The sequence below is a fragment of the Myxococcus sp. AM010 genome (assembly GCF_013372585.1).
Classification (GTDB): Bacteria; Myxococcota; Myxococcia; order Myxococcales; family Myxococcaceae; genus Myxococcus; species Myxococcus vastator.
Genome location: NZ_JABXEO010000035.1, coordinates 21561 through 41993, shown reverse-complemented (window position 1 = coordinate 41993; position 20433 = coordinate 21561). Strand labels below are relative to the sequence as shown.

At 69.9% G+C, this 20433-nt stretch carries 20 protein-coding genes; 8 read left to right on the top strand and 12 right to left on the bottom strand.

The window, feature by feature from the left end; genetic code table 11:
* Positions 1-310: 310 nt before the first annotated feature.
* Genes HV826_RS17775 through HV826_RS17765 form a run of 3 tightly spaced genes read left to right on the top strand, consistent with a single transcriptional unit; the run spans position 311 to position 1478 of the window.
* A complete protein-coding gene (locus HV826_RS17775; RefSeq protein ID WP_176418221.1) occupies positions 311-637 on the top strand; it encodes a helix-turn-helix transcriptional regulator in 327 nt (108 codons plus the stop codon).
* The gene (locus HV826_RS17770; protein WP_176418220.1) at positions 634-1074 is read left to right on the top strand and encodes an SRPBCC domain-containing protein; all 441 of its coding nucleotides are present in this window, start codon (positions 634-636) and stop codon (positions 1072-1074) included. Before HV826_RS17775 ends, HV826_RS17770 begins: the two co-directional genes overlap by 4 nt.
* 17 nt (positions 1075-1091) lie before the next feature.
* Positions 1092-1478, top strand: a complete 387-nt coding sequence (locus HV826_RS17765; protein WP_176418219.1) for a DoxX family protein — start codon at positions 1092-1094, stop codon at positions 1476-1478.
* Positions 1479-1503: 25 nt separating this feature from the next.
* On the opposite strand, the gene HV826_RS17760 is transcribed toward HV826_RS17765, so the two are convergent.
* The 11 genes from HV826_RS17760 to HV826_RS17710 form a co-directional block, all read right to left on the bottom strand.
* Positions 1504-2109: a Uma2 family endonuclease gene (locus HV826_RS17760; RefSeq protein ID WP_176418218.1), complete on the bottom strand. Its 606-nt coding sequence runs from the start codon at positions 2107-2109 to the stop codon at positions 1504-1506.
* Between the two features lie 76 nt (positions 2110-2185).
* Positions 2186-3514 carry a tRNA uridine-5-carboxymethylaminomethyl(34) synthesis GTPase MnmE gene (gene mnmE, locus HV826_RS17755; RefSeq protein ID WP_176418217.1) on the bottom strand — a complete coding sequence of 443 codons (1329 nt, stop codon included), beginning with the start codon at positions 3512-3514 and terminating at the stop codon, positions 2186-2188.
* A 72-nt stretch (positions 3515-3586) separates the two neighbouring features.
* Entirely contained in the window at positions 3587-3814 is a 228-nt protein-coding gene (locus HV826_RS17750) for a hypothetical protein (protein ID WP_163786312.1), read from the bottom strand.
* Between the two features lie 48 nt (positions 3815-3862).
* Entirely contained in the window at positions 3863-4627 is a 765-nt protein-coding gene (locus tag HV826_RS17745; protein WP_176418216.1) for a hypothetical protein, read from the bottom strand.
* Positions 4624-6432, bottom strand: coding sequence for a membrane protein insertase YidC (gene yidC / locus HV826_RS17740; RefSeq protein ID WP_176418215.1), 1809 nt, complete (start codon positions 6430-6432; stop codon positions 4624-4626). Before yidC ends, HV826_RS17745 begins: the two co-directional genes overlap by 4 nt.
* A gap of 49 nt (positions 6433-6481) precedes the next feature.
* A complete protein-coding gene (gene yidD, locus HV826_RS17735) occupies positions 6482-6700 on the bottom strand; it encodes a membrane protein insertion efficiency factor YidD (RefSeq protein ID WP_176418214.1) in 219 nt (72 codons plus the stop codon).
* The gene (gene rnpA, locus HV826_RS17730) at positions 6697-7116 is read right to left on the bottom strand and encodes a ribonuclease P protein component (protein ID WP_176418213.1); all 420 of its coding nucleotides are present in this window, start codon (positions 7114-7116) and stop codon (positions 6697-6699) included. Before rnpA ends, yidD begins: the two co-directional genes overlap by 4 nt.
* A gap of 12 nt (positions 7117-7128) precedes the next feature.
* On the bottom strand, positions 7129-7281 hold the full coding sequence (gene rpmH / locus HV826_RS17725) for a 50S ribosomal protein L34 (RefSeq protein ID WP_002637840.1): 153 nt from the start codon (positions 7279-7281) through the stop codon (positions 7129-7131).
* Between the two features lie 361 nt (positions 7282-7642).
* Entirely contained in the window at positions 7643-8026 is a 384-nt protein-coding gene (locus tag HV826_RS17720) for a hypothetical protein (protein ID WP_176418212.1), read from the bottom strand.
* A gap of 125 nt (positions 8027-8151) precedes the next feature.
* Positions 8152-9339, bottom strand: a complete 1188-nt coding sequence (locus tag HV826_RS17715) for a serine/threonine-protein kinase (protein ID WP_176418211.1) — start codon at positions 9337-9339, stop codon at positions 8152-8154.
* A gap of 31 nt (positions 9340-9370) precedes the next feature.
* On the bottom strand, positions 9371-10258 hold the full coding sequence (locus HV826_RS17710) for a DUF2381 family protein (RefSeq protein WP_176418210.1): 888 nt from the start codon (positions 10256-10258) through the stop codon (positions 9371-9373).
* Between the two features lie 201 nt (positions 10259-10459).
* Here HV826_RS17710 and HV826_RS17705 point away from each other — a divergent pair, with 201 nt between their 5' ends.
* The 5 genes from HV826_RS17705 to HV826_RS17685 all read left to right on the top strand — a co-directional run bounded on the left by HV826_RS17705 (position 10460) and on the right by HV826_RS17685 (position 18690).
* Positions 10460-10747: a helix-turn-helix domain-containing protein gene (locus HV826_RS17705; protein WP_176418209.1), complete on the top strand. Its 288-nt coding sequence runs from the start codon at positions 10460-10462 to the stop codon at positions 10745-10747.
* A gap of 398 nt (positions 10748-11145) precedes the next feature.
* Positions 11146-13566 carry a hypothetical protein gene (locus HV826_RS17700; RefSeq protein ID WP_176418208.1) on the top strand — a complete coding sequence of 807 codons (2421 nt, stop codon included), beginning with the start codon at positions 11146-11148 and terminating at the stop codon, positions 13564-13566.
* A 21-nt stretch (positions 13567-13587) separates the two neighbouring features.
* The gene (locus HV826_RS17695; RefSeq protein WP_176418207.1) at positions 13588-15453 is read left to right on the top strand and encodes a HEAT repeat domain-containing protein; all 1866 of its coding nucleotides are present in this window, start codon (positions 13588-13590) and stop codon (positions 15451-15453) included.
* Positions 15454-15701: 248 nt separating this feature from the next.
* Positions 15702-17054 carry a chromosomal replication initiator protein DnaA gene (dnaA, locus tag HV826_RS17690; RefSeq protein WP_176418206.1) on the top strand — a complete coding sequence of 451 codons (1353 nt, stop codon included), beginning with the start codon at positions 15702-15704 and terminating at the stop codon, positions 17052-17054.
* A gap of 82 nt (positions 17055-17136) precedes the next feature.
* A complete protein-coding gene (locus HV826_RS17685; protein WP_368670945.1) occupies positions 17137-18690 on the top strand; it encodes a HEAT repeat domain-containing protein in 1554 nt (517 codons plus the stop codon).
* A gap of 52 nt (positions 18691-18742) precedes the next feature.
* Here the strand turns inward: HV826_RS17685 and HV826_RS17680 are convergent, their stop codons facing one another.
* The gene (locus HV826_RS17680) at positions 18743-20326 is read right to left on the bottom strand and encodes an MXAN_5453 family MXYO-CTERM-anchored protein (RefSeq protein ID WP_255217272.1); all 1584 of its coding nucleotides are present in this window, start codon (positions 20324-20326) and stop codon (positions 18743-18745) included.
* Positions 20327-20433 lie beyond the last annotated feature (107 nt).

The following is a 20433-nucleotide window of genomic DNA, read 5'->3' as shown; positions in this document are numbered from 1 at the left end:
CGCCTCGGCGAGCGCACCACAGCAAACCCGCGGGGCCGTGACGGGCTGGCTTCCGCGGCCGGGCGGCTCCAGGTGCGTCAAGGCCCTGAGCCCCAGCGAGCCGCTTCACTCCTTCCAGCCAGCGCGCAGCGATTGCCGCGACGCCTCGGCGGTGGAGACGGCGCGCGCGCGTTGCGGCGGGAGGCCCCCGCCAGCGGCCCGGCTGCGCCGCGTCCGAGCTGGCGGGCGCTGAGTGGACACGCCCTCGGGCCGCGCCGCTCCTTCACTTCCCTTGACACGTAAGCACTTACTTACGCATTATGGCCGTACGATGATGCACACCGAGCCAGGGGTGTTCGGAGCGATCAGCCATCCGGCGCGGCGCCGCATGCTCGACCTGCTGGTCGACGGCGACCGCCCGGTGAACGCCATCGCCGAGAACTTCGAGATGAGCCGCCCAGCGGTGTCTCAGCACCTGCGCGTGCTGCTCGACGCGGGCCTCGTCACCGAGCAACGGCATGGCAGGGAGCGGCGGTACCGACTCGTGCCGGAGCAGCTGGAGCCGGTGCGCGACTGGATTGCCCACTACGAGCGGTTCTGGGACGACAACTTCGCCCGCCTGCGGCGACACCTTGAGAAAGGCGACAAGCAGCAATGACGACCAAGACCATCCGACGGGAGCTGAAGTTCACCCAGCCGCCCGCCGTCGTGTGGCGCGCGCTCGCAACCCCGGAGGCGCTCGCCGACTGGATGTACCCGAACGACTTCGAGCCGCGCGTGGGGCATCGCTTCACGTTCCGCGTGCCTCCAGACGCTCGGGCCAGATTCGACGGCCTCACCGTGCACTGCGAGGTGCTCCGGTGCGCGCCTCCGTCCGAGCTCGAGTTCACCTGGGTCGTTGGCGAGGGCTGGCTGGATACCCGCGTCCGCTACCGCCTCGAAGCCGATGGCGATGGGACGCGCGTGCTCTTCGAGCACTCCGGCTTCAAGGAGGACCAGGCGTTCCACGGCGCCGAGTTCGGCTGGAAGCTGATGCACGGAAAGCTCGCCAAGACACTCGAGAAGGAATCCAACAACCCGGCCCTCAAGGCCTGAACACCGAGCCACCCCCCATGAACATCGTCATCTGGATTCTTCAGGCCGTCCTCGCGCTGCTGTTCCTCGCGGGCGGGTCATACAAGGCGTTCTCGTTTCAGCAGCTCGCGAGCCAGTTCAGCGAGGTCCCCCTCGGGGCCTGGCAGGCACTCGGCTTCCTTGAGATGGCCGGTGGCGTGCTGCTCATCGTCCCGGCGGCGTTCAAGTGGATGCCCAGCCTCACCGCGCACGCGGCCGCGGTGCTCACGTTCGAGACGTTCGCGCTCGCGGTGCTGTATGCGCGTCATTCGACGAAGCTGACGCCCGAGAACCCGATGCTCTGGTCGCTCGTGATGGGTGTGCTGCTCGCCTTCGTGACGTACGGCCGCTACATCCTCAAGCCGGTGGTGGCAGCCGCCGCGTGACGGCGCTGGCGGGCGCCCACGCGCCTCACGGAACAGCCGCCAGCAGGGAGGGCTTCTCGGAGCCCTCGGGCAGCCACAGCGAGCCCAGCTCCAACGTCGACGACGGGAAGGGGTCGGCCCGCACCAGCGAGTCGTCCTCGTAGCTCCCCGTCAGCAGCCAGCCCCGCTTGACGCGCTGGTACACCTCCAGCGTGCGCGCGGCGGGGTCCACCAGCCACACGTGTGACACGCCCGCGCGCGCGTAGAGCGGCAGCTTGCGCGCGCGGTCCAGCGCGGCGGTGGAGGGCGTCAGCACCTCGCAGACCCAGTCCGGCACCAGCGTGAGGAAGGGGACGTCCGGCTCGAAGGGCACGTCCAGGCGCTCGCGGCGCCAGCCGGCCATGTCCGGCACGAGCATGTCGTGGCCGAGGTGCAGCTCGGGCGCGCGCAGGAAGCACCAGCGGCCGCTGCCGCCACGGCGCTTGTCGAGCTGCTCTCCCAGCTCCACGCCCAGCATGAAGGCCGCGCGCGTCTGCGCGGCGGTGGGACGAGGCGAGGCGACCAGTTCCTCGTCCAGAATCTCCCCCACCCAGCCCGAGGGCAGGGCCGAGAGCATCGAATGGTTCGCCAGGGGGATGGTTCCTTCAATCACAGCGCCTCCGAGAATCACCGGTTGAGGCGGGCATTCTAGGGAGCCGTCTGACACGTCCTCCGCTCGACGGAAGGCGTCATTTCCCGATGCAGAAGCGCTGGAAGATTGCGTCCAACAGGGCCTCCGAAACCACGGTACCGGACACTTCGCCGAGCGCCTCCAGCGCGAGCCCCACTTCACCGGAGACGACCTCCAGGGTGGACACGCGCGAGGCGCGCTCCGCGCGGCCCAGCGCCTCGGACGCGCGACGCAAGGCATCGGCGTGACGCTCGGAGACGAGCGCCACCGCGGAGGGCGTGCCACCCCCCCACAGCCGCCCGAGCATGTCGTCGCGAAGCGCGTCTACACCTTCACCGGTGAGGCCGCTCACGCGCTGGCGCGGCGAGCCGGGCGCTGCCACCACGTCGCACTTGCCGTCCACCACCAGCACGGGCGTGCCACCCGCGTCACGCGTCCACGCGTCGGCCTCTGGCTGCGTGACACCCGGCGGAAGCACGAGCACGGCCAGGTCCACGCCCGCGAGCAGCTCGCGCGTGCGAGCGATGCCCAGCGCCTCCACGCGTCCCGGCGTCTCCCGCAGCCCCGCGGTGTCGAAGAGCGTCACCGCCAGCCCGTCCCATTCGACGCGGGCCTCCAGCGCATCGCGCGTGGTGCCGGGCTCGTCGTCCACCAGCGCGCGCGACTCGCCCACCAGCCGGTTGAACAGCGTGGACTTGCCCGCGTTGACGGGACCGAACAGCGCCACCCGCGCGCCCCGGCGCACCAGCCGGCCCCGGCCCGCCTCGGACAACAGCGCCTCCGCCTGGGCACGCAGCGCGGTGACACGCGCGCCCACGTCCTCGTCCGCGCCCTCTGCCTCGTCGGGGAAGCTGAGCACGCCCTCCATGTCCGCGTGCAGCGCGCGCAGCGGCTCCTCCAGCGCCTGCACTCGCGAGGCGAGCACCCCGGAGAGCCCCGCGGCGGCGGCGCGCACCGCGGCCTCCGAGTCCGCCGCCACCAGGTCCGCCACGGCCTCCGCGCGCGTCAGGTCCAACCGCCCGTTGAGGAACGCGCGACGCGTGAACTCACCGGGCGCGGCGTGGCGCACGCGCGCGTCCTCCAGCGCCCGCGCCAGGAGCAGGCTCAAGAGCCGTGGACTGCCGTGCGCCTGCAGCTCCACCACGTCCTCGCCCGTGAAGGACTGGGGTCCGCGGAAGTAGAGGAACAGCCCCTCGTCCAGCGCGCGTCCCTCCGCGTCCACGAAGGACGCGAGGTACGCATGGCGCGGCGTGGGCTGGGCGGGCGCACCGGGGGCCAGCAGCCGGCCCACGTCCAGCGCGTCAGGGCCGGACAGCCGGAGGATGCCCACGGCGCCCGCGGCGGGCGCGGTGGCCAGGGCGGCGATGGTCATGGAGGAAGACGTCATACGGGGAAGACGTCATACGCGGCCAGTGGAGCGAAGCCACCTGGAACCTGACGCAGCGCGGGCCCCGCTGCGTCAGCGGGTGCCCATGGGCGGCGTGGAGCCGCGAGCGGCCTTCTCCACGGCCTCGCGGTGCTCCTCGATGTACCGCTCCACCGCCTCGTCCTCGAGCTCCAAATCCCGCAGGACGCCCGGGTAGACGAAGCGGAACGCGGGGGACTCCTCGTCCCCGCGGAGGCGGAAGCTCATCTTGAGCACCGCCGCGCCGTACAGCTTGTCCTTGAGAGCTTTCGCCTTGCCCATCCCTGGTCTCGCTTCGGGAGCCCCGGCGCGCGCGGCGCGCTCAGCGGCTCACGCGTCGAAGTCGTCCTCGTCGTCCGGCAGCATGCTCCGCTTGGGAAGCGGGGCGGGCTTGTCCGGAGTGAACACCACGCGGCGGTTGCGGCCCTCGCCCTCCGCCGACACCTTCACGCCACCCACTCCTTCTACTGACGTGAGGACGCGCGCGCGGTCTTCAAGCTTCATGGCGGCAACCGCGTAGAAGCGGCCCAGGCTGGCCGACTTCTCCGCCAGCGTGCGGACGGCCGCCTTCAACTCGGCATCCTCCTCCACCGTCACCGAGCGCTCATCCCCGTCGCCCTTGCTGGCGGGAGCGGCCTTGGCGGCGGACGTCTGCGCCCCCCGCTGGCCCCCCTTCGCCGGAGCAGGCGCCTGGGCCGCCGCGGCACGGGGCGCGGCGGGGGCTGCCGGAGCCGCGGCTTGAGCTGCCGCGGCCTGGGGCTCACGGCGCTGACGGGGCTCCGGGTGCATCCCCGCGCCCAGCATCACCCAGCGCCGGTCAGCGCCGGGGCGGTGCAGCATCTTGTTCAGCAGGAACTGGAGCGAGTCCACCACCTGACTGCGCCGCCCCACCTCCACACCGGGAGGCGGTGCGGGCTCGAAGTGGAGCGCCACCGACAGGCTGCCGTCGGCGCCGTCCTTCATGTCCAGGCGCGCCGGGAAGCCCATCAGCCCGAGGATGTCGCCGAGGAGCTTCTCCACACGGCCCCGGAACTCCGCGGACGAAGCGCCGGAGTCCGGGGTGGACGGCGTCTGCTGGGGAACCTGCTCGCTCACTTGCGCCTGCCTCCCGCACCGGCCACCGCCGGCGTCCCACCGCCCGTCTGGGGCTTGTTCCGGTCCAGCCACTTCCGCAGGCCGTACTGCTGCGCGATGGAGAGGATGTTGTTCGTGAAGATGTAGAGCGACAGGCCGGCCGGGTACTGCAGCAGCGTCAGCGTGAAGATGATGGGCAGGAACCAGGTCATGATCTTGGCCTGGGCCGCATCCATCATCTGCGGCTGCATCTTCTGGGTGATGACCATGGACACGCCCAGCGCCAGCGGCAACAGGTACGTGGGGTCCTTGTAGGTCAGGTCACGCCAGATGGGTCCGACGAAGGGCTCGCCGTAGATGTCGAAGCTGTTGCGCAGCGCGGTGAACAGCGCAATCCACACCGGCATCTGGATGAGGAGGGGGAGACACCCGCCCAGCGGGTTCACCTTGGCCTCCTGGTACAGCTTCATGATTTCGAGGTTCTGCTGCTCGCGGTTGTCCGCGTGCTTCTTGCGGATCTCCTCCATGCGCGGCTGGAGCTTCTTCACCTCTTCCATGCTGACCATGGAGCGGTAGGTGAGGGGCAGCAGCACGAGCTTCACCACCACCGTGAGCAGGATGATGGCCACGCCCCAGTTGCCGGTGAGGCCGTAGAAGAACTTCATGACGGTCAGCAGGACCTTGCAGATGACGGCCCAGATGCCGAAGTCCACCGTCTCCGCCAGCGGCGGGTGGAAGGCGGCCTCGCCCAGGCCGGTGGACGCGCGCAGCGAGGCGCCGGGCACCAGGGACAGGATGTCCGGGTCCTTGGGGCCGAAGTAGCCGCCGAAGCGCAGCGTCACCGTCTCGCCCGGGGCCGCCGTAATCGGGAAGGACGCCGTCACCTTGCGCAGGGTGGGCGTGGCCTCGAAGGCGCACGAGCCGGCGCGCGGCCCCTCCAGCGGGTAGAGCGCGGACAGGAAGTACTGCTGGTCGATGCCGAAGAACTGCACCTGGCCGCGGACGTCCTCGGCGTCCGGGGCGTCATCCCCCGGGCTCATCTTCTGGAGCGCGTCACCCACCCAGCAGGCGGAGCGGCTCAGGTTGCCCACGCCGCCGAAGAAGGACGGCGCGTGCTCGAAGTTGGGGTCGATGGCGCGGTTGTGGTGCACCTGCAGCTCGCCGCTCTGCGGCTGGCCGGAGGTGTTGCGCACCTGGAGGGTGTAGGACAGCTCGAAGCCGTCCTGGGGCCACTTCACCGTCTTCACGACCTCCCACGGGCCGCGGCGGCCGGTGAAGGTGACGCCGTCTGCGCTGCCCGGGGCGCCTTCATCCATGGCGTAGTTCAGGTCCGCGGGCAGCGGGCTGGCGCCGGTGATGGACACGGCCAGGGGCAGCGGCTGCCCCGGGGTGGGGCGCGCCAGGTCCATCTGCGGCGCGGGAGGAATCTCCTTGCCGACCAGCTTCTGGAAGCCCTGGGCGACGGTGAGCTCCTGCTGCTCCCGCATCTTCGCGCCCTTGAGCACGGCGGCGGTGAGGCCGGCGCCCTCGGAGGAGAAGGTGTAGACGGACTCGTCGCGGAGCAGCTCCGCCTTGCGCGCCGGAGGCGGCGGGGCCTCCGCGGTGGTGCCCGTCCCGGCGCCGCCTTCGGGAGGCTGGACGGCCGGGGGGGTGCCGGCATCGGCGGGCGCCGTGGCCACCACGCCCGCGTCGGGGACTTCCGAGTCGGGCGGCGGCGTGGGCGCGAAGAAGAAGGTGTAGACGGCAGTGGCCGCGAACGAGAGGGCCAGGGCCGCCAGCAGTCGCTTCTGCGAATCGTTCGACTGGGGCGAGAGCGGATCGTTCATAGACTCCCCCCTCCACGGGGGAGAGGGCGGCAATGGGTGGAACCCCTCGTCACGGCACCGGGTCGATACCGCCGGGGTGGAAGGGCTGGCAGCGCATGAGCCGCCAGAGAGTGAGCCACGACCCCTTGAGGCCGCCGTGCTTCTCCAGCGCCTCCATGGCGTACGTGGAGCACGAAGGATGGAACCGACACACCCGAGGGAGCAGCGGTCCGAGGAACTTCCGGTAGAAGCGGATGGGCAGCGAGATGACGAAGGCCAGGGGGCTCATCTGGGCGGCTCCTTCGGCTTCGTCTCCGCGCGGGGCAGCCGCTGCAGCTTACGGGTGACACCGTCGAAGGCCCGCGCCAGCGCCGGAGAGGAGGCGTCCTTCGCGGAGGAGCGTGCCACCAGGACGACGTCCAGGCCCGGCGGCCATTGCATGCGGCGCTTGCGAAAGAGCTCCCGCAGCACGCGCCTCAAGCGCGCTCGGACGACGGCGTTGCCTACCTTGCTCGACACGGTCAGGCCAACACGTGAGTACGGCCGGCCATTGCGCTTCACGAGGGCCAGGAGGCAGTCCGAAGGGACTTTCTGCCCGCCTTCCTGGACCTCGAGGAACTCGCGCCGTTGAAGCAGGCGCAGGGCCTTGGGGAAGCGCTGGTCTGCCGGGCGGGACTGGCCCGGCGTCGCACCCTCGGCCCTCACACGCGAACTCGCCTACTTCTTGGGAGCGGACACGACGAGCCGCTTGCGACCCTTCGCACGACGACGCTTGAGGACATCCCGGCCGCCCTTCGTGGCGTTCCGCTTGCGGAACCCGTGGGCGCGATTGCGGCGGACCTTCGACGGCTGGTACGTGCGCTTGGACACGGCTCTAACTCCTTGGTGATGACGGCGGCGCCTCCTACCGCTCCGGCGCGACCTGAACTAGGGAAAGGGGCGGGTCCGTACCCCCATTTCCAGGGTAAGTCAACGTTGGATCACCCCGGCCCACTCTGGAACCCGCCCCGGGAGGCCCCATGGGCCGGCCCGAGGTAGGGCGATGAAGGCTGGGGTGAGACTGACGGTGCTGACCACCGCCCAACGCACGGCGGCGGGAGTTTAATCGCGACCGGCGCGGACGTCTGTTTCCCGGGTGGTTTTTTCCAGCAGCGGCCTGACTGCCGGGCGGCCTCGTGCCCTACCTACACTCACAAGCCCCCCCGAGCGGGCATTCTCACCCGCACGGCCGTCATGGCCACCGCTCCACGGCGCTCACCGGCAACTCCCGAGGCAACACTGCGGTATCCGGGTTGGAGCCTGGCTGCGTCCTGACGCGGCCATCCGGGTTCCCAACGACGATGCACACCGGGAAAGTGCGCCCATCCGGAAGCTTCGCCTCGGAGTAGCGGGCCATCGCCGCCGGTCGACCGTACTCATCAACGAGGCCTGTCCAGAGTCGTCCGTACAGCAAGGTCCCATCAGGCAATGAAGGATCCGCCCAGGAGTAGCCCGCGATTCGGCCGACCACGGCGCCGTTGCGGTACGTGCCGAGCTGGCTCTGATCTCCGGGCTGGTTGATGTCGATGACGGCCTTGAGCCCCTTCGTGGTGTCCACCGCCAGGACTCGGGACATGGCCTCACGGGCCTCCTCGGGACACTCCGCGGGCTCAGGCCGCACCTCGGCCGCGGAGCAAGCCAGCCCTGCCACAGCGCAGAGCGTGGCTGTCAGGAACTTGGATGGGCCAGAGCGAAGAGCAGTCAGAGGGCCAGAGAAAGCACCAGCAGGGAGCACAAGGACCACAGCACAGAACGCCACCGTGGGAGGACCGGCGCTTCCACGGAGACGCCGTCGGTCCCCTCCAGCATCGGGGCTCCGGGCGTTTCCGCCTTCACCTGCGCCAGTTCATCCGCCGCTGCTGCCCGTTCCACGCCTTCGACCGCAGACGATTCCTCGGCGGCATGAAGGTGCGCGGCCGGGGTAGGGCTTTCGAGCGCTTCTTCCTCCGGCGGAGGCAGCGCCAGGGAGGTCTGCCACTCGGGCTGCTTCCGCTCCTTGGCGGCATCCCAGAGGGCCTGAAGCAGCGCCTCGGCGCTGGGGTAGCGCGCCTCGGGCCGCTTCTCCAGCAAGCGCAGGGTGATGTCGCTCAACACGCGCGGCACCTTCGGGTTGAGCATGTGCGGCGCGGCCGGCACCCGCGTTGCGATGGCCACCACCAGCAGGTCGTACGGCAACTTCGGATGGAAGGCATAGCCATCGGTGAGCGCCTCGAAGAGCAGCATCCCGAGCGCATAGAGGTCCCCAGGTACGCCCGGGTCGAAGTGAGCGCCCTGCTTCCAGGTCTCCTTTCCCAAGAAGGTCACGCACTCAGGAGGGAGCAGGTACGGCGAGGTTGGCGGCACCCCCACCGTCAACGTCGTCATGCCCGGAAGGCGGGCCACGCCATAGTCGAAGACGAGCGGCTTCTCGTCCTCCGTGCGAATGAGGATGTTGTCGCTCTTCAGGTCGCGGTGACACACCCCACGCTGGTGCAGAGCGCTGACCTGGCGCACCACTTCCGTGAAGACGGTGAGCAGCCGCGCGGCAGAAGGCTCGGTGCGCCAGCGCCACTCGTGGAGCGTCTCTCCCTCGACGTAGTCCGTGACGAAGTAGAGGAAGCCACTGAGGATGGGCCAGTGGTCGACAGCATGAACCTTCAGCCCCGTGTCGTAGGCCATGTGGATGGCCACCTCGCGGGACATGCGCTCCTCCACGTTCTCCTCTTCCGGGAGATGGGCGCTGGAAGGTCGAAGCGCGACCTTCAACGTGTAGGTCCTCCCTGGCTGCTCTTCGCGCTCCACCTTGAAGACGCGGCCGAAGCCGCCAGCTCCCAATGGCGCGAGCACGCGCCAGGGGCCAACGCGGCTTCCGGGCACGAGTTGGTCGGGGTGAATCGGAATCATCGCCATGGCCAATGCCCCTGCGCCGCCTGCGGCGCGGTCAGAAAACCACTCCGCTCAAGGGCAGCGAACCGCTGCCTTCCTTGTCCTTCAGCTCGAGGCGCAGCTCCTCGCCCAGTTCCCACCAGGGGGCTTCGGTGCGTACGAGGAGGAGCCCTTCCTCTCCGGGAGCCAACTGCGGCCTGTCCATGCGCACGGAGAGCACCTTCACAGGGGCTCCGCGGACGGACGACAGCTTCACCTCACCCAACGTCCAGCGACGTGTTCCTGGCTGGCTGCGGAGTCGAACAGCCACCAGCGCCCACTTGCCGGTGCGGTAGCCCACGCCATCCTCCACCTTGAGCCCGCTCGAATTGTCAGGTGGCACGCGAGCGTCGAATCGTCGAACTCGAATGTCCTGAGTGAGCCAGCCGGAGAGGACCATCCCCTCCGGTCCCCCATCGCCACTGCCGTCCCGCAGCGCCGCGTACTTGGCCCTCAGCTCGCGCAGCTCCACCTGGAGCGCCTCGACGGAACGCGTGCGGCGAATCACCTCCACGGATGCGTCCACTTCATCCCCGGCGGCGATGAGCTCGAACGTCGCCTCTGCCGGCGCAGCGCCGTCCGCGAAACGCACGGTGAGCAGCAGGCGCTCGCCGGGCACCAGGTCGACCTTCGGCTTGAAGGAGACCAATCTCTCGTGCTCATCAACTCGCTCGAAGTGCGACTCACGTCCCCCGAGCTGCACGCCCTTCATGCCGAGGTTCGAATCGAAGGTGAGGGTGGTGAGCGTTCCTCGCGCGACCCGCACCGTCACGTCCTCACCTGCAGCGGGCAAGGAGAGGGTCCGCTGCCGCAGCTTGCGCTCGCCGCCAGGCTGCGACTGGGCGGCCGCCGCGCATGCCAGCAGCAACAGCATCAACGGCAACGGGTTCAAGGAACCGAGCACGTGGTCAGAGCCCGCTGAACTCGCAGCGCCTCATCAGCACGTTCATCATCAAGCCTTCGACCCGACTGCCGCACTTCCCGCACTTCACCGGAGCCATTCGCGGCCTCGTCAGCTGGACCCAGCGTCGATAAACGACGCTAGCGACACGTCTTTAGAGACGTGGTGAAGCTCTTGTAGACGCTCCTACGGTCCCGCCGCAAGATGGGGCCCCGGGTCGACAGAAAACGCCGGCCTGAGCGGGCGGAGCAGTACGAGAGCGACGCCTACCGCGCGCTCCAGCAGCGTTTGGCCGCGGCGGTCCGGCGCCTCCGCGAACAGAAGGGCTGGACGCAGGAAGAAGCGGCCCACCGCTGCGGCATGACGACGCGCCTCTACCAGCGCGTGGAGGGAGAAGAAGCCAACCTCACCTTCACGTCGCTTGCCCGCGTTTGCGAAGGCTTTGAGGTCGATGTGGTTCGCCTCTTCAAGCCACTGAAGCGGCGCGCCTGAATCAAGGATTGTGATTCTCGAACGGCCGCCTACGCGAGCCGACCCACTCTCTACGGTGCCGACCGGCTCCAGCTGTTGCCGCGCACGTTGATGGATGGATGGACTATTGCGCCCATCCCAAGGTTCTCCGGTCGGGTCAAGGCTGCCCGAAGGGCATCGCCGAAGCGTGGCCAAGGCCTTGACGTGACTGGGGAACCGCCGTCCCGCGGCCATCCACCAGTCGACTCAAGCGACGTGCACGGCAACACCCGGGCAGGCACCTCAGGCCCGCCTCAAGCTCGCAACACCTGAGAGCGCCCTGGGGCCTCCCGCACCCGTCCAGCGACACCGCTTTTTTCCGGCGAAGGAAATCTGAGAGCACCGTTCTCCGGGAAACCCACACAGAAGGTGTCCACACCATGTCACTCACGCGACCCCAGGTCGCCGTGCTCGGACTCGTCATGTCCGCGGCGCCCGCCCTGGCCTTCACGCCGATTCCCACCATCCCCACGTCGCCCATCTACAACCTCTGCGTGGCCTATGTCCCCACGCTGCAGGACTGCCAGACCGGCACCACCCTCTGCGCCCAATTGGCGCGGCAGGCGGCGAGGACGAACCCGAACGCCACCTGCAACGTCCTGGTGCGCGACGCCGCGCTGGACGCAGTGGCCAGCCTGCCCGAGCGCACCGTGCTGGTGCCCGTCACGCGCAACGCGAGCGGCCAGACGGTGGAGCCGGACGTCGCCACCAAGCCGGTGGCCTTCATCGAAGAGGACGCGAACGGGCGCAGCATGAACGGGCTCGCCGGCTTCCTGCTGGGCGCCTCGCACCGCGACCAGACCTACTTCCCGGCCACGTCCCAGTCCGCCGGGTGGATCAAGTTCCTGCGCGCGCTCCAGCTCGCCGGGTGGGACAACAGCGGCACCACCATCGACTCCTGCCAGGAGTACGTGCACGAGAAGTACTACGACTACAGCGTCTTCGAGTTCGCCACCGCCTCCCTCGGCACCGACTACCGCCGCATCCATGGCCTCGCCTTCGCCGCGGCGCCCAGCGGCGGCACCGTCCCCGCCACCGCCATTGGCACGCGCGCGATTCAGGACCCGGTGCAGCGCGGCAAGGACGGCACGCCCATCCAGCCCGCCATCCAGTTCCCCTCGGGCGCGCCGAAGAACGAGTTCTTCACCGTGCCCGCCCCAGCCCAGGGCAAGGTCCTCATCGGCGCCAGCACCCGGGACCGCGTGGTGCCGCTGCCCGGCGTCATGGGCGGGGCCATCATCGAGCTCAAGGACCTGCACCGCGACCTGAACCTCTACGGCACCGTCCTGCCCTCGGCGCTGCGGACCACCCTGTCCCAGGGCGCCAGCTACTACAACGAGAGCTGGTCGTGGCACCGCTCCATGAGCACGCGCAACGCCGCGGTGCTGGACGAACAGCTGTACTCGCTGGACCAGCTCCAGGAGGACTTCGCCGCGCTCATCCAGCAGCGCAAGGACCGGGTGGCCGCCATCCAGTCGGAGCTGGCCCTGCGCTTCCGCCCGATTCCGGGGATGCTCCAGGCCCCGCCCACGGACACGTCCAGCAACCTGTCGGGCGACGAGCCCCAGGACCCCATCATCACCCGCGCCTACGAGCTCGCCGCCCTGGATGACGTCATCGAGGCGGCGCTCCAGCAGGCCCAGGCGCGCGGCTGCCTCGCCTTCCAGACGGGCAAGATGCCCGCCCCCTGTGACTGGTCCCCCAAGCGCTTCGCCCGGCGCGTGATGAACCTCTACCAGGGCGCCCGCGAGCAGGACTTCCAGAAGTGCGCGCGCTACACCCGCGACGACTTCGCCGACCTCAAGGCGAAGGCCCTGGTGCACGGCGGCGTCAACTTCCCCGCGCAGAACTACACGACGAGCCCCTTGCGCCTGGAGACGTACTTCATCCGCCGCGACCAGTACCTGCGCGCCCTGTCCGCCACGGTGGGCACCATGCTGGACCCGAAGACGGCGCAGCCCCGCCTGCGGTGGGAGTCCGGTGACAGCTACAGCCTGGGCAATGACACCTTCGGCGCCACCGCGAACTACCAGGTGGCCGTCGCCGTCAACAACGTGAAGCACACGCCCGACTGCGGCCTCTCCCCGGAGGTGACGGGCAGCTTCGACGCCACCGGCAGCACCCTGGGCATCAGCGCCAACCTCATCCACGCCCAGACGCAGGTGACGCAGAAGCGCGCGGACATTGATTTGGACGTGCTCGACAACACCGTGCCGCTGGTGGACGTGCACCGCGACCTGGCGCTGGGCCAGTTCAACATCGTGTCCGGCAAGCAGGAGAAGTCCGCCACGCTGGTGAACGCCCACGCCACCTTCGTCATCGTCGTGGTCCCCGTGACGCTCGGGGCCAAGGTGGCCGGCGTGGTGGGGCTCGACTACCGGCTGACGGCCGAGCACCAGGTGACGGGCACCACCCAGTGCAGCGTGACGAGCCTGGGCGTCGCCGGACACCTGGAGCCCTTCGCCCGGGTGGACGGGGAGCTGTACGCGGCCGTCGACCTCTTCATCATCGAGGCCGGCGTGAAGGGCCGCCTCCAGCTGGTCCACGCCGCCGTCCCGCTGGACGCCAGCGCATATCTGACGTCCTCCGGCGGCAGGCTGAAGCTGCGCATGGAGGGTAACTCCCACCTGCGCTTCACCTTCCTGGCCGGCCGCATCTCCGCCTACGTGGAGGTGGGCATCTGGCCCTTCGAGGCGGAGTTCGAGCAGACGCTGGTGAGCTGGAACGGCATCAAGGAGGACGTGAAGCTGTTCGACCACGCCTTCAACGTCGACCTCGTGGACATCCGCTCGCTGCTGTAACCCACCCGCTGGAGACGCCCCATGAACAACGCACGCAAGGTCATCACTGGCGGTGCCCTGCTGGCACTGCTGCTCCTGGGGGCCACCTGGCTCCACCTGGCCCAGGCCCCTGTCACCGGGGCGTCTCCCGCGACGACGCCCCTCCACCTCCGCTTCCCGGTGGGGGAGCGCCGGACGTATCACCTGGACTACACGGCCCGGACCGAGGTGCGCCTCGCTGGCGCACCTCGGGACGGCGCCGCCATGGCGGGCCAGGCCCACTTCATAGGGGACCTGGTCCTGCGCAGCCACCCCGCGCAGGGCACCGCCCTGCGGGTGGGGCTGAGCCTGGAGAACCTCCGCACCCACTCGCTGGAGCTGTTCGGCCACGCGCTGCTGCCGGACGCCGCGGCCGTGGAGGCCACCTTCGCCGGCCGCGAGGCCCTGCTGGAGCTGGACGCCGACGGCACCCTGCGCGCCGTCGCCTTCCAGGAGGCAGACCCGTCCCTTTTCAAGAACACCGTGCAGGCGCTGGCGGGGGAGCTCCAGTGGGCGCTGCGCGACGGTGACACCTTCCAGGTGGATGAGACGACGTCGCGAGGCGTGGCGCGCGCGGAGTACACGCGGCTGGAGGGAGACACCCTGCCCGCGCGCTTCCTCAAGCGGCGCCTGGCCTACCCGGAGCCTCGGGGCCTGGGCACCGGGGGCGGCGACGTGGAGGTGGACTCGCGCTTCGAGGTGACGCTGGACGCCGGCGGCGTCCTGGAGCGCCTCGTGGGCGAGGAGCGCGTGCTGCGCCGCCCGGCCGGTGGTGGCGAGCCCACCGCCACGGCGCACGTCCAGCTCCGCCTGGAGCCCGGCGCGCGAGGACGCTTCACCGTGGCCCAGGCGCCCGCGGACGTGGCGCTCCAACGGCTGGCGCCGGGCGAGCTGGTGACGGACGCCCGCGTGCAGGAGCGGATGCTGGCGCAGCAGGTGGATGGCCTCACCCCGGAGCGCTTCTTCGAGCTGATGGAGAAGTACGCCAACGGCGGCACCTTCCCGGAGCACAACCACTTCCTCCTCCAGGCCACGGGCCTGCTGGAGCAGCAGCCCGAGCTGTGCGCGCGGCTGGCCGACTTCTTCCAGCAGTCCACGCTGAAGCCGCGCGGCCGGGCGCTGGTGTTGGATTTGCTGGCGGGCGCGGGCACGCCGGACGCGCAGGCGGCGCTGGTGCGCGCCCTGTCCAGCCCCCAGGCGTTGGCCGAGCCCGCCTACGGCATGTTGCTCAGCCGCCTGTCGCTGCTGACCAGCCCCACGCCGGACACGGTGCGCTTCATCGAGCGCGCCCACCTCACGGCCCGTGACGACACGCGCGTGGCCACCTCCTACGCCCTGGGCGCCACCGCTGGCGCCCTCTACCGGCAGCAGCAGGACGGGGAGGCGCTGGCCGCCGTCCAGCGGCTCGAGTCGGAGCTGCACACCGCGCGCACGCCCGAATCAAAGGCCCACCTGCTGCTCGCGCTGGGCAACGCGGGCCTGGAGGCGCAGGTGGACGTCATCACCCGGTACACCCAGGACCCGGACGCGCAGGTCCGCCGCGCATCAGCCCGCGCGCTGCGGAAGATTCAGACGCCCCAGGCCCTGCGCTCGCTCCTCACCCTGGCCGAGGACCCTCAAGCCCCCGTGCAGTCCTCCGCGCTGACGGCGCTGGGCCGCCGCCCCCTGGACGACTCCACCCTGCGGCAACTGCGTGACCTGGCGCTCGCCGGCAGCGTGCCCCTGGAGAACCACCACACCCTGGTGTCGGTGGTGGAGCCCTACGTCCAGCGCACGCCCGAGGTGCGCCAGCTCCTCCAGCACCTGCTCACTCACGACGCGGCCGACGCCCAGCTCCACATGCGCATCCGCGGCCTGCTCGGGACGTGACGAGGACGGGGGGAACGCCGGAGTTTTCACTCAACGTGAAGCCTTCGGCGGGGTCCCCCAGCGCTTGGGGTAGGGGCGGGGATGATCCACAACTGGGCCCGGCTGGCATGCCCGTTGCGGATCATCCGTGTTGGGAAAACCCCTTGAGGTTACGGCGGTTTTGGCCGGTTGCTTGATCCACCAGGGACCGTCTGTTAGCACCGCCGAACGCCTCGTTTTCCCCCTGCATCCGCACGTTTGAGACACGCGTGAACGCCCTCGCCCAAGCCGCTACCCCCCTCCCAAGTGCTGGAATTCTCTGGGCTCGGATGCTGGATGCCATCCGCCAGGAGAAGTTCGACTACGCGCTGAGGTGGCTGGAGCGGATGCGGCCCCTGGAGGTGCGTGACGGCGCCCTGGTGATGGGCGTCCCGGACCGCTTCTTCCGTGACTGGGTGGATGACCACTACCGCCCCATGCTGGATGTGCAGCTCGGGCGGATGGGGGAGGGGCTGACCTCCATCGCCTATGAGGTGGTGGAGGGGCTGGAGCCGGACCCGCACTTTCCACCCATACCCTCCGTCAAGGCGAGCGCCACGCGCCCGGGGCGGCTGAACGCGCGCTTCACCTTCGACACCTTCGTGGTGGCGGACAGCAACCAGCTCCCGGCCGCCGCCGCGCAGGCCGTGGCGGACAAGCCGGGCCACCACTACAACCCGCTCTACATCTACGGCGGCACGGGCCTGGGCAAGACGCACCTGCTCCAGGCGGTGGGCAACTTCATCTGGGAGCGAGACCCGTCCCAGCGCGTGGTGTTCCTCTCCAGCGAGCAGTTCACCAACGAGTACGTGGAGAGCGTCCGCGAGCACCGCATGGGGGACTTCCGCCGGAAGTTCCGTGAGGAGTGCGACGTGCTCCTCATCGACGACATCCAGTTCCTCGGCAAGCGTGAGGAGACGCAGAAGGAGTTCTTCTACACCTTCAACACGCTGTACGAGATGAACAAGGCCATCGTCCTCACCAGCGACACGGTGCCCTCGGAGATTCCGGGCCTGGAGGACCGGCTGCGCAGCCGCTTCGCCATGGGGCTGATGACGGACATCCGCGAGCCCACCTACGAGACGCGGGTGGCCATCCTCCAGAAGAAGGCCGTGGCCGAAGGGTTGGATTTGCCGGACTCGGTGGCGCACTTCATCGCCAAGCACATCCAGAAGAACGTGCGCGAGCTGGAAGGCGCGCTGGTGAAGCTGTCCGCGGTGCACAGCCTGACGCGCCAGCCGGTGACGGAGGACTTCGCGGCCCAGGTGCTGCGCGACATCCTCCCCGCCCACAGCGCGGTGGACGTGGAAGCCATCCAGCGCGAGGTGGCCCGCTTCTACAAAGTCACGGTGGAGTCGCTGAAGGAAGACCGCCGTCACAAGGCCCTGGCCCATGCGCGTCAGGTGGCCATGTACCTCAGCCGCAAGCTGACGAAGAGCTCCTTCCCGGAGATCGCCGCGCGCTTCAGCAAGGACCACTCCACCGTCATCTCCGCGGTGCGCAAGGTGGAGGGCCTCCGCGTGACGGACGCCACCGTGCAACGCGAATTGGCGGAGCTGGAGTTGAAGCTCGGCAACCCCTGAAACAGCCGTGCCTTGGTTTCATGCCGGGCGGCTGTAGCCAGGATTGAGGCTCGGGCGCGTATTCGGGGGAGTGAGCCCGCGCGTGAAGAGCCTGGTCCTGCTGCTCGCCGTGCTCACGGCCGCCGCGCTGTGGCGTGCGGGCCAGGCACCTTGGACGCCGACGCCCCCTGAGACACCGCTGGCTGTCTCACAGCTCTTGGATGATGACGCATCCCCACTGGAGAGCCGTCCGGGCGTGAAGGGACGGGAGCGGGTGCTCGTCGTGGGCCACCGGCTCCGGTACACGTTCGATTTGGACCTCCGGACCCACACTGAGCATCAGGCGGGCGCGCGGGAGTCGCTGCACACGGGCTGGAGCGGCCTGCTCGAGCTCACCTACCTGGGCGCGGAGGGTGAACAGCACCTGTTCTCCGGCCGCTTCGTGCCGACGCGGATGGTCGTGGACGCCGGTGAGGCGCCGCCGCCCGGTGACGCCGCGCTGCGGGCGCTCCGGGGCAAGTTCGAGCGGCCGGTGTACGTGGGCCAAGACGTCCGGGGCCGAATCGTGGCCGTGCACTTCGATGCGGCGCAGGACGCGGCGGCGCGGCGACTGGTGCGGCTGCTGCTCGCGTCGACGCAGTTCGTGGCGGAGGAGGGCGCCCGCTGGAGCACCGAGGAGCCGGACTCGCGCGGTGACCTGGAGGCCGTGTACCGCGCGGGTGGCAGCGCGAACACCTACGTGAAAACGAAGCGGCGCTACCTGCGCGCGGGCTCGGCGGTGCTTCCACGGCTGCAAGCGCACCTGGACTTCACCCTGTTCGCGGATGGGCACGTGAGGGAGGCGACGGGCTCGGAGGTGGTGGAGCTGGGCGGCGGCGGCACGGAGCTCCCACGCATCCGCGAGGAGACGCGGGTCGCGCTGACCAACGTGGGCGTGGACTACCGGCTCTCATCGCTGAGGCCGTTCGAGGCCACGCGGGCGACGCTGCGGTCGGAGCGGCTCACGGAGTTGGCCGGCGTGGAGGGGGCGCGGGCGAATGGGCACATGGAGCGGCCTTCGCTGCTGCTCGGTGATGAGCTGGAGCGTGTGCTGGATGGGGCACGGGACGCGGGGGTGAGGAACGCGGCGGCGCTGTCGATGGGGACGCTGGCAAAGGCCTTGGAGGTGCCGGAGCCGGGCCGGAGCCAGGTGCTGGTCGAGGGGCTCTTGAGGCGCTGTCGCATGGGTACGCTGGAGCCCGAGGTCTGCCTGGATGCCCTGGCCCGGGCTGGCGCTCCGGCGGGACTGGCCTACGTGAGGTCGTCGCTCGCGCATCCGGAGGTGGCCGTGCGGGGCGCGGCGACGGAGGCGCTTCGTTCCATCCCTGGCGCGGCGGTGGATGCCTTGCTGGACCAGGTGATGCTCGACGACCCAAGCTCGCGAGTTCGTGCGCTCGCGGTGAAGGCTGTCTCTCAGCGGGTCGCTGGCGCCCACCTGGAAGCGCTGGCCCGGGTGCTGCGCGCCGAGCGGAGTGAGCGCGTCCGTATCGAAGTGGTGCGGCTGCTGGGCCACCTGCGGACCGTGGAGCCCCCCACCGTCGCCCTGCTGCGCGATGTGGCCGCGAACGATGGGTCCGCGAACGTGCGCGCGCTGGCGGCGTCACTGCTCGATGAGTAGAGCGGGGTGCCGGGCGGATGAGCTCGCCCGGCATCCGTTCCACTTCGAAGCGCTACGCGTCCTTGCGACGGCGGCCCACGACGAGCCGCATCAGTCCCGCGAGCATCCACGGGAGCAGCGCGGTGGGAGACGAGGACTGGCACCCGCAGCCACTGTCCGGAGGCGGTGGGGGCGGAGACGTCCCCGCATCCTGACGCGAACCCGCGTCGGGCTCCGGCTCCGGCTCCGTGCCCGCGTCCGGCTCCGTGCCCGCGTCCGGCTCCTCGCCTGCGTCCGGCTCCTCGCCCGTACCCGCGTCCGGATCCGTGCCCGCGTCTTGCTCCGTACCCGCGTCCGGATCCGTGCCCGCGTCCGACTCACCCGTGCCGGCGTCCGGATCCGTCCCCGTGCCGCCATCCACCTGCGGGAACGACGCCCGCGCGATGAACACCGCCGTGCCCCACTCCTCCTGGTCGTTGTCCGGAGGCGCCAGGCCCGCGGCCAGCGTGACGTCACCCCTCGCGTTGATGGAGGCCGACCCACCGAACACCGGGTTGGACGGCGTCTCCTGGTCGATGCGCGCGGGACCCAGGTCCGAGGACACGATGTCGTGCTCGGTCGCCACGCGCCGCGTTTCCTGCCCGTCGCTCACCCACACCGCTCGCATGTTCGCGGCGTCGAAGGCGCGAAACACCACGAGCCCACTGTCGTTGATGTCGGGCGGAAAGAACTCCAACTGCCGGATGTCACCCTGGCCGTCCTGCGCAACCGTCCGCAGCTCGGAGCCATCCCAGCGCCACAGCGTGGTGACGTTGCTTCCCTGCGCGCTCCGCGCCGTTCCCAGAAACGCCACCTGTCCGTGGTTGTTCAGCGCGGGCTGCACGGACGCGAAGCGGTACACGGGAGATGACGCCTCCCGCCCCCGCGTCTGCGCGATGAGCCGCGACGGCGTCCCATCCGCGTGGAAGATGCGAAGCTCCTGGAAGTACTCCGACGACGCTGGCGCGAGGTCTCCCACGCCCGCCATCTGCCCCAGGTCGTTCATCGTCGGGGAGTAGAGGAACTCGTAGGGGCTCGCCCCGTCGACGGCCCGCTCACTGGCCAGCAGGGTCGCCTGGAAGTTGCCGTCGGGCGCCTCGGACACGACGGCGTAGGCGCGCCCCACGCCCGCGAACGTGGCGCGGAAGCCCATTTGACCGGCCTCGTTGAGCCACAGGCTGCTCCAGTCGGAAGCGCCCACGGGGACGCGGATGATGCGCACCGGGTCCGGCGCCGCGACATTCAGCAAATAGATGCCGTTCTGGGCCGCCGAGGAAGCACCCGTGACGGCGAAGGCGATGTCCCCCCGCGAGTTCACGCCCGGGTCGCCCGTCCGGGCATCGTCGCCCAGGTCCGGAAGCACGTAGATGCGGCTCCCCACGCCGTCCTGCCCCCACCACACGCCAGAGCGACCCTCGGGCGTAATCGACAGACGGAAGGCGAGCTGCCCGTCCGCGCTGAGGGGGAGCTGGTAGCTGCCCGCCAGCAGGTTGCCCGGCGCCACGTTGTAGGCGCCAGACGCGTTCCCCTGCAGGTTGGTCCGCGCCTGAAGCTCCAGTGTGTATTCAGGCACCTGCGCCCAGGCTGGCGCGGCCAGCGTGAGCACACTCAGCGCCAACGTCCTTCCACGGACCTGACTGGCCCGCGCACTCCACTTCCGTCCCGCGACTGACATGGATGCCGCCTCCCATGTTTAAAAGGAAGGCAGGCTATCACTGGATTCCG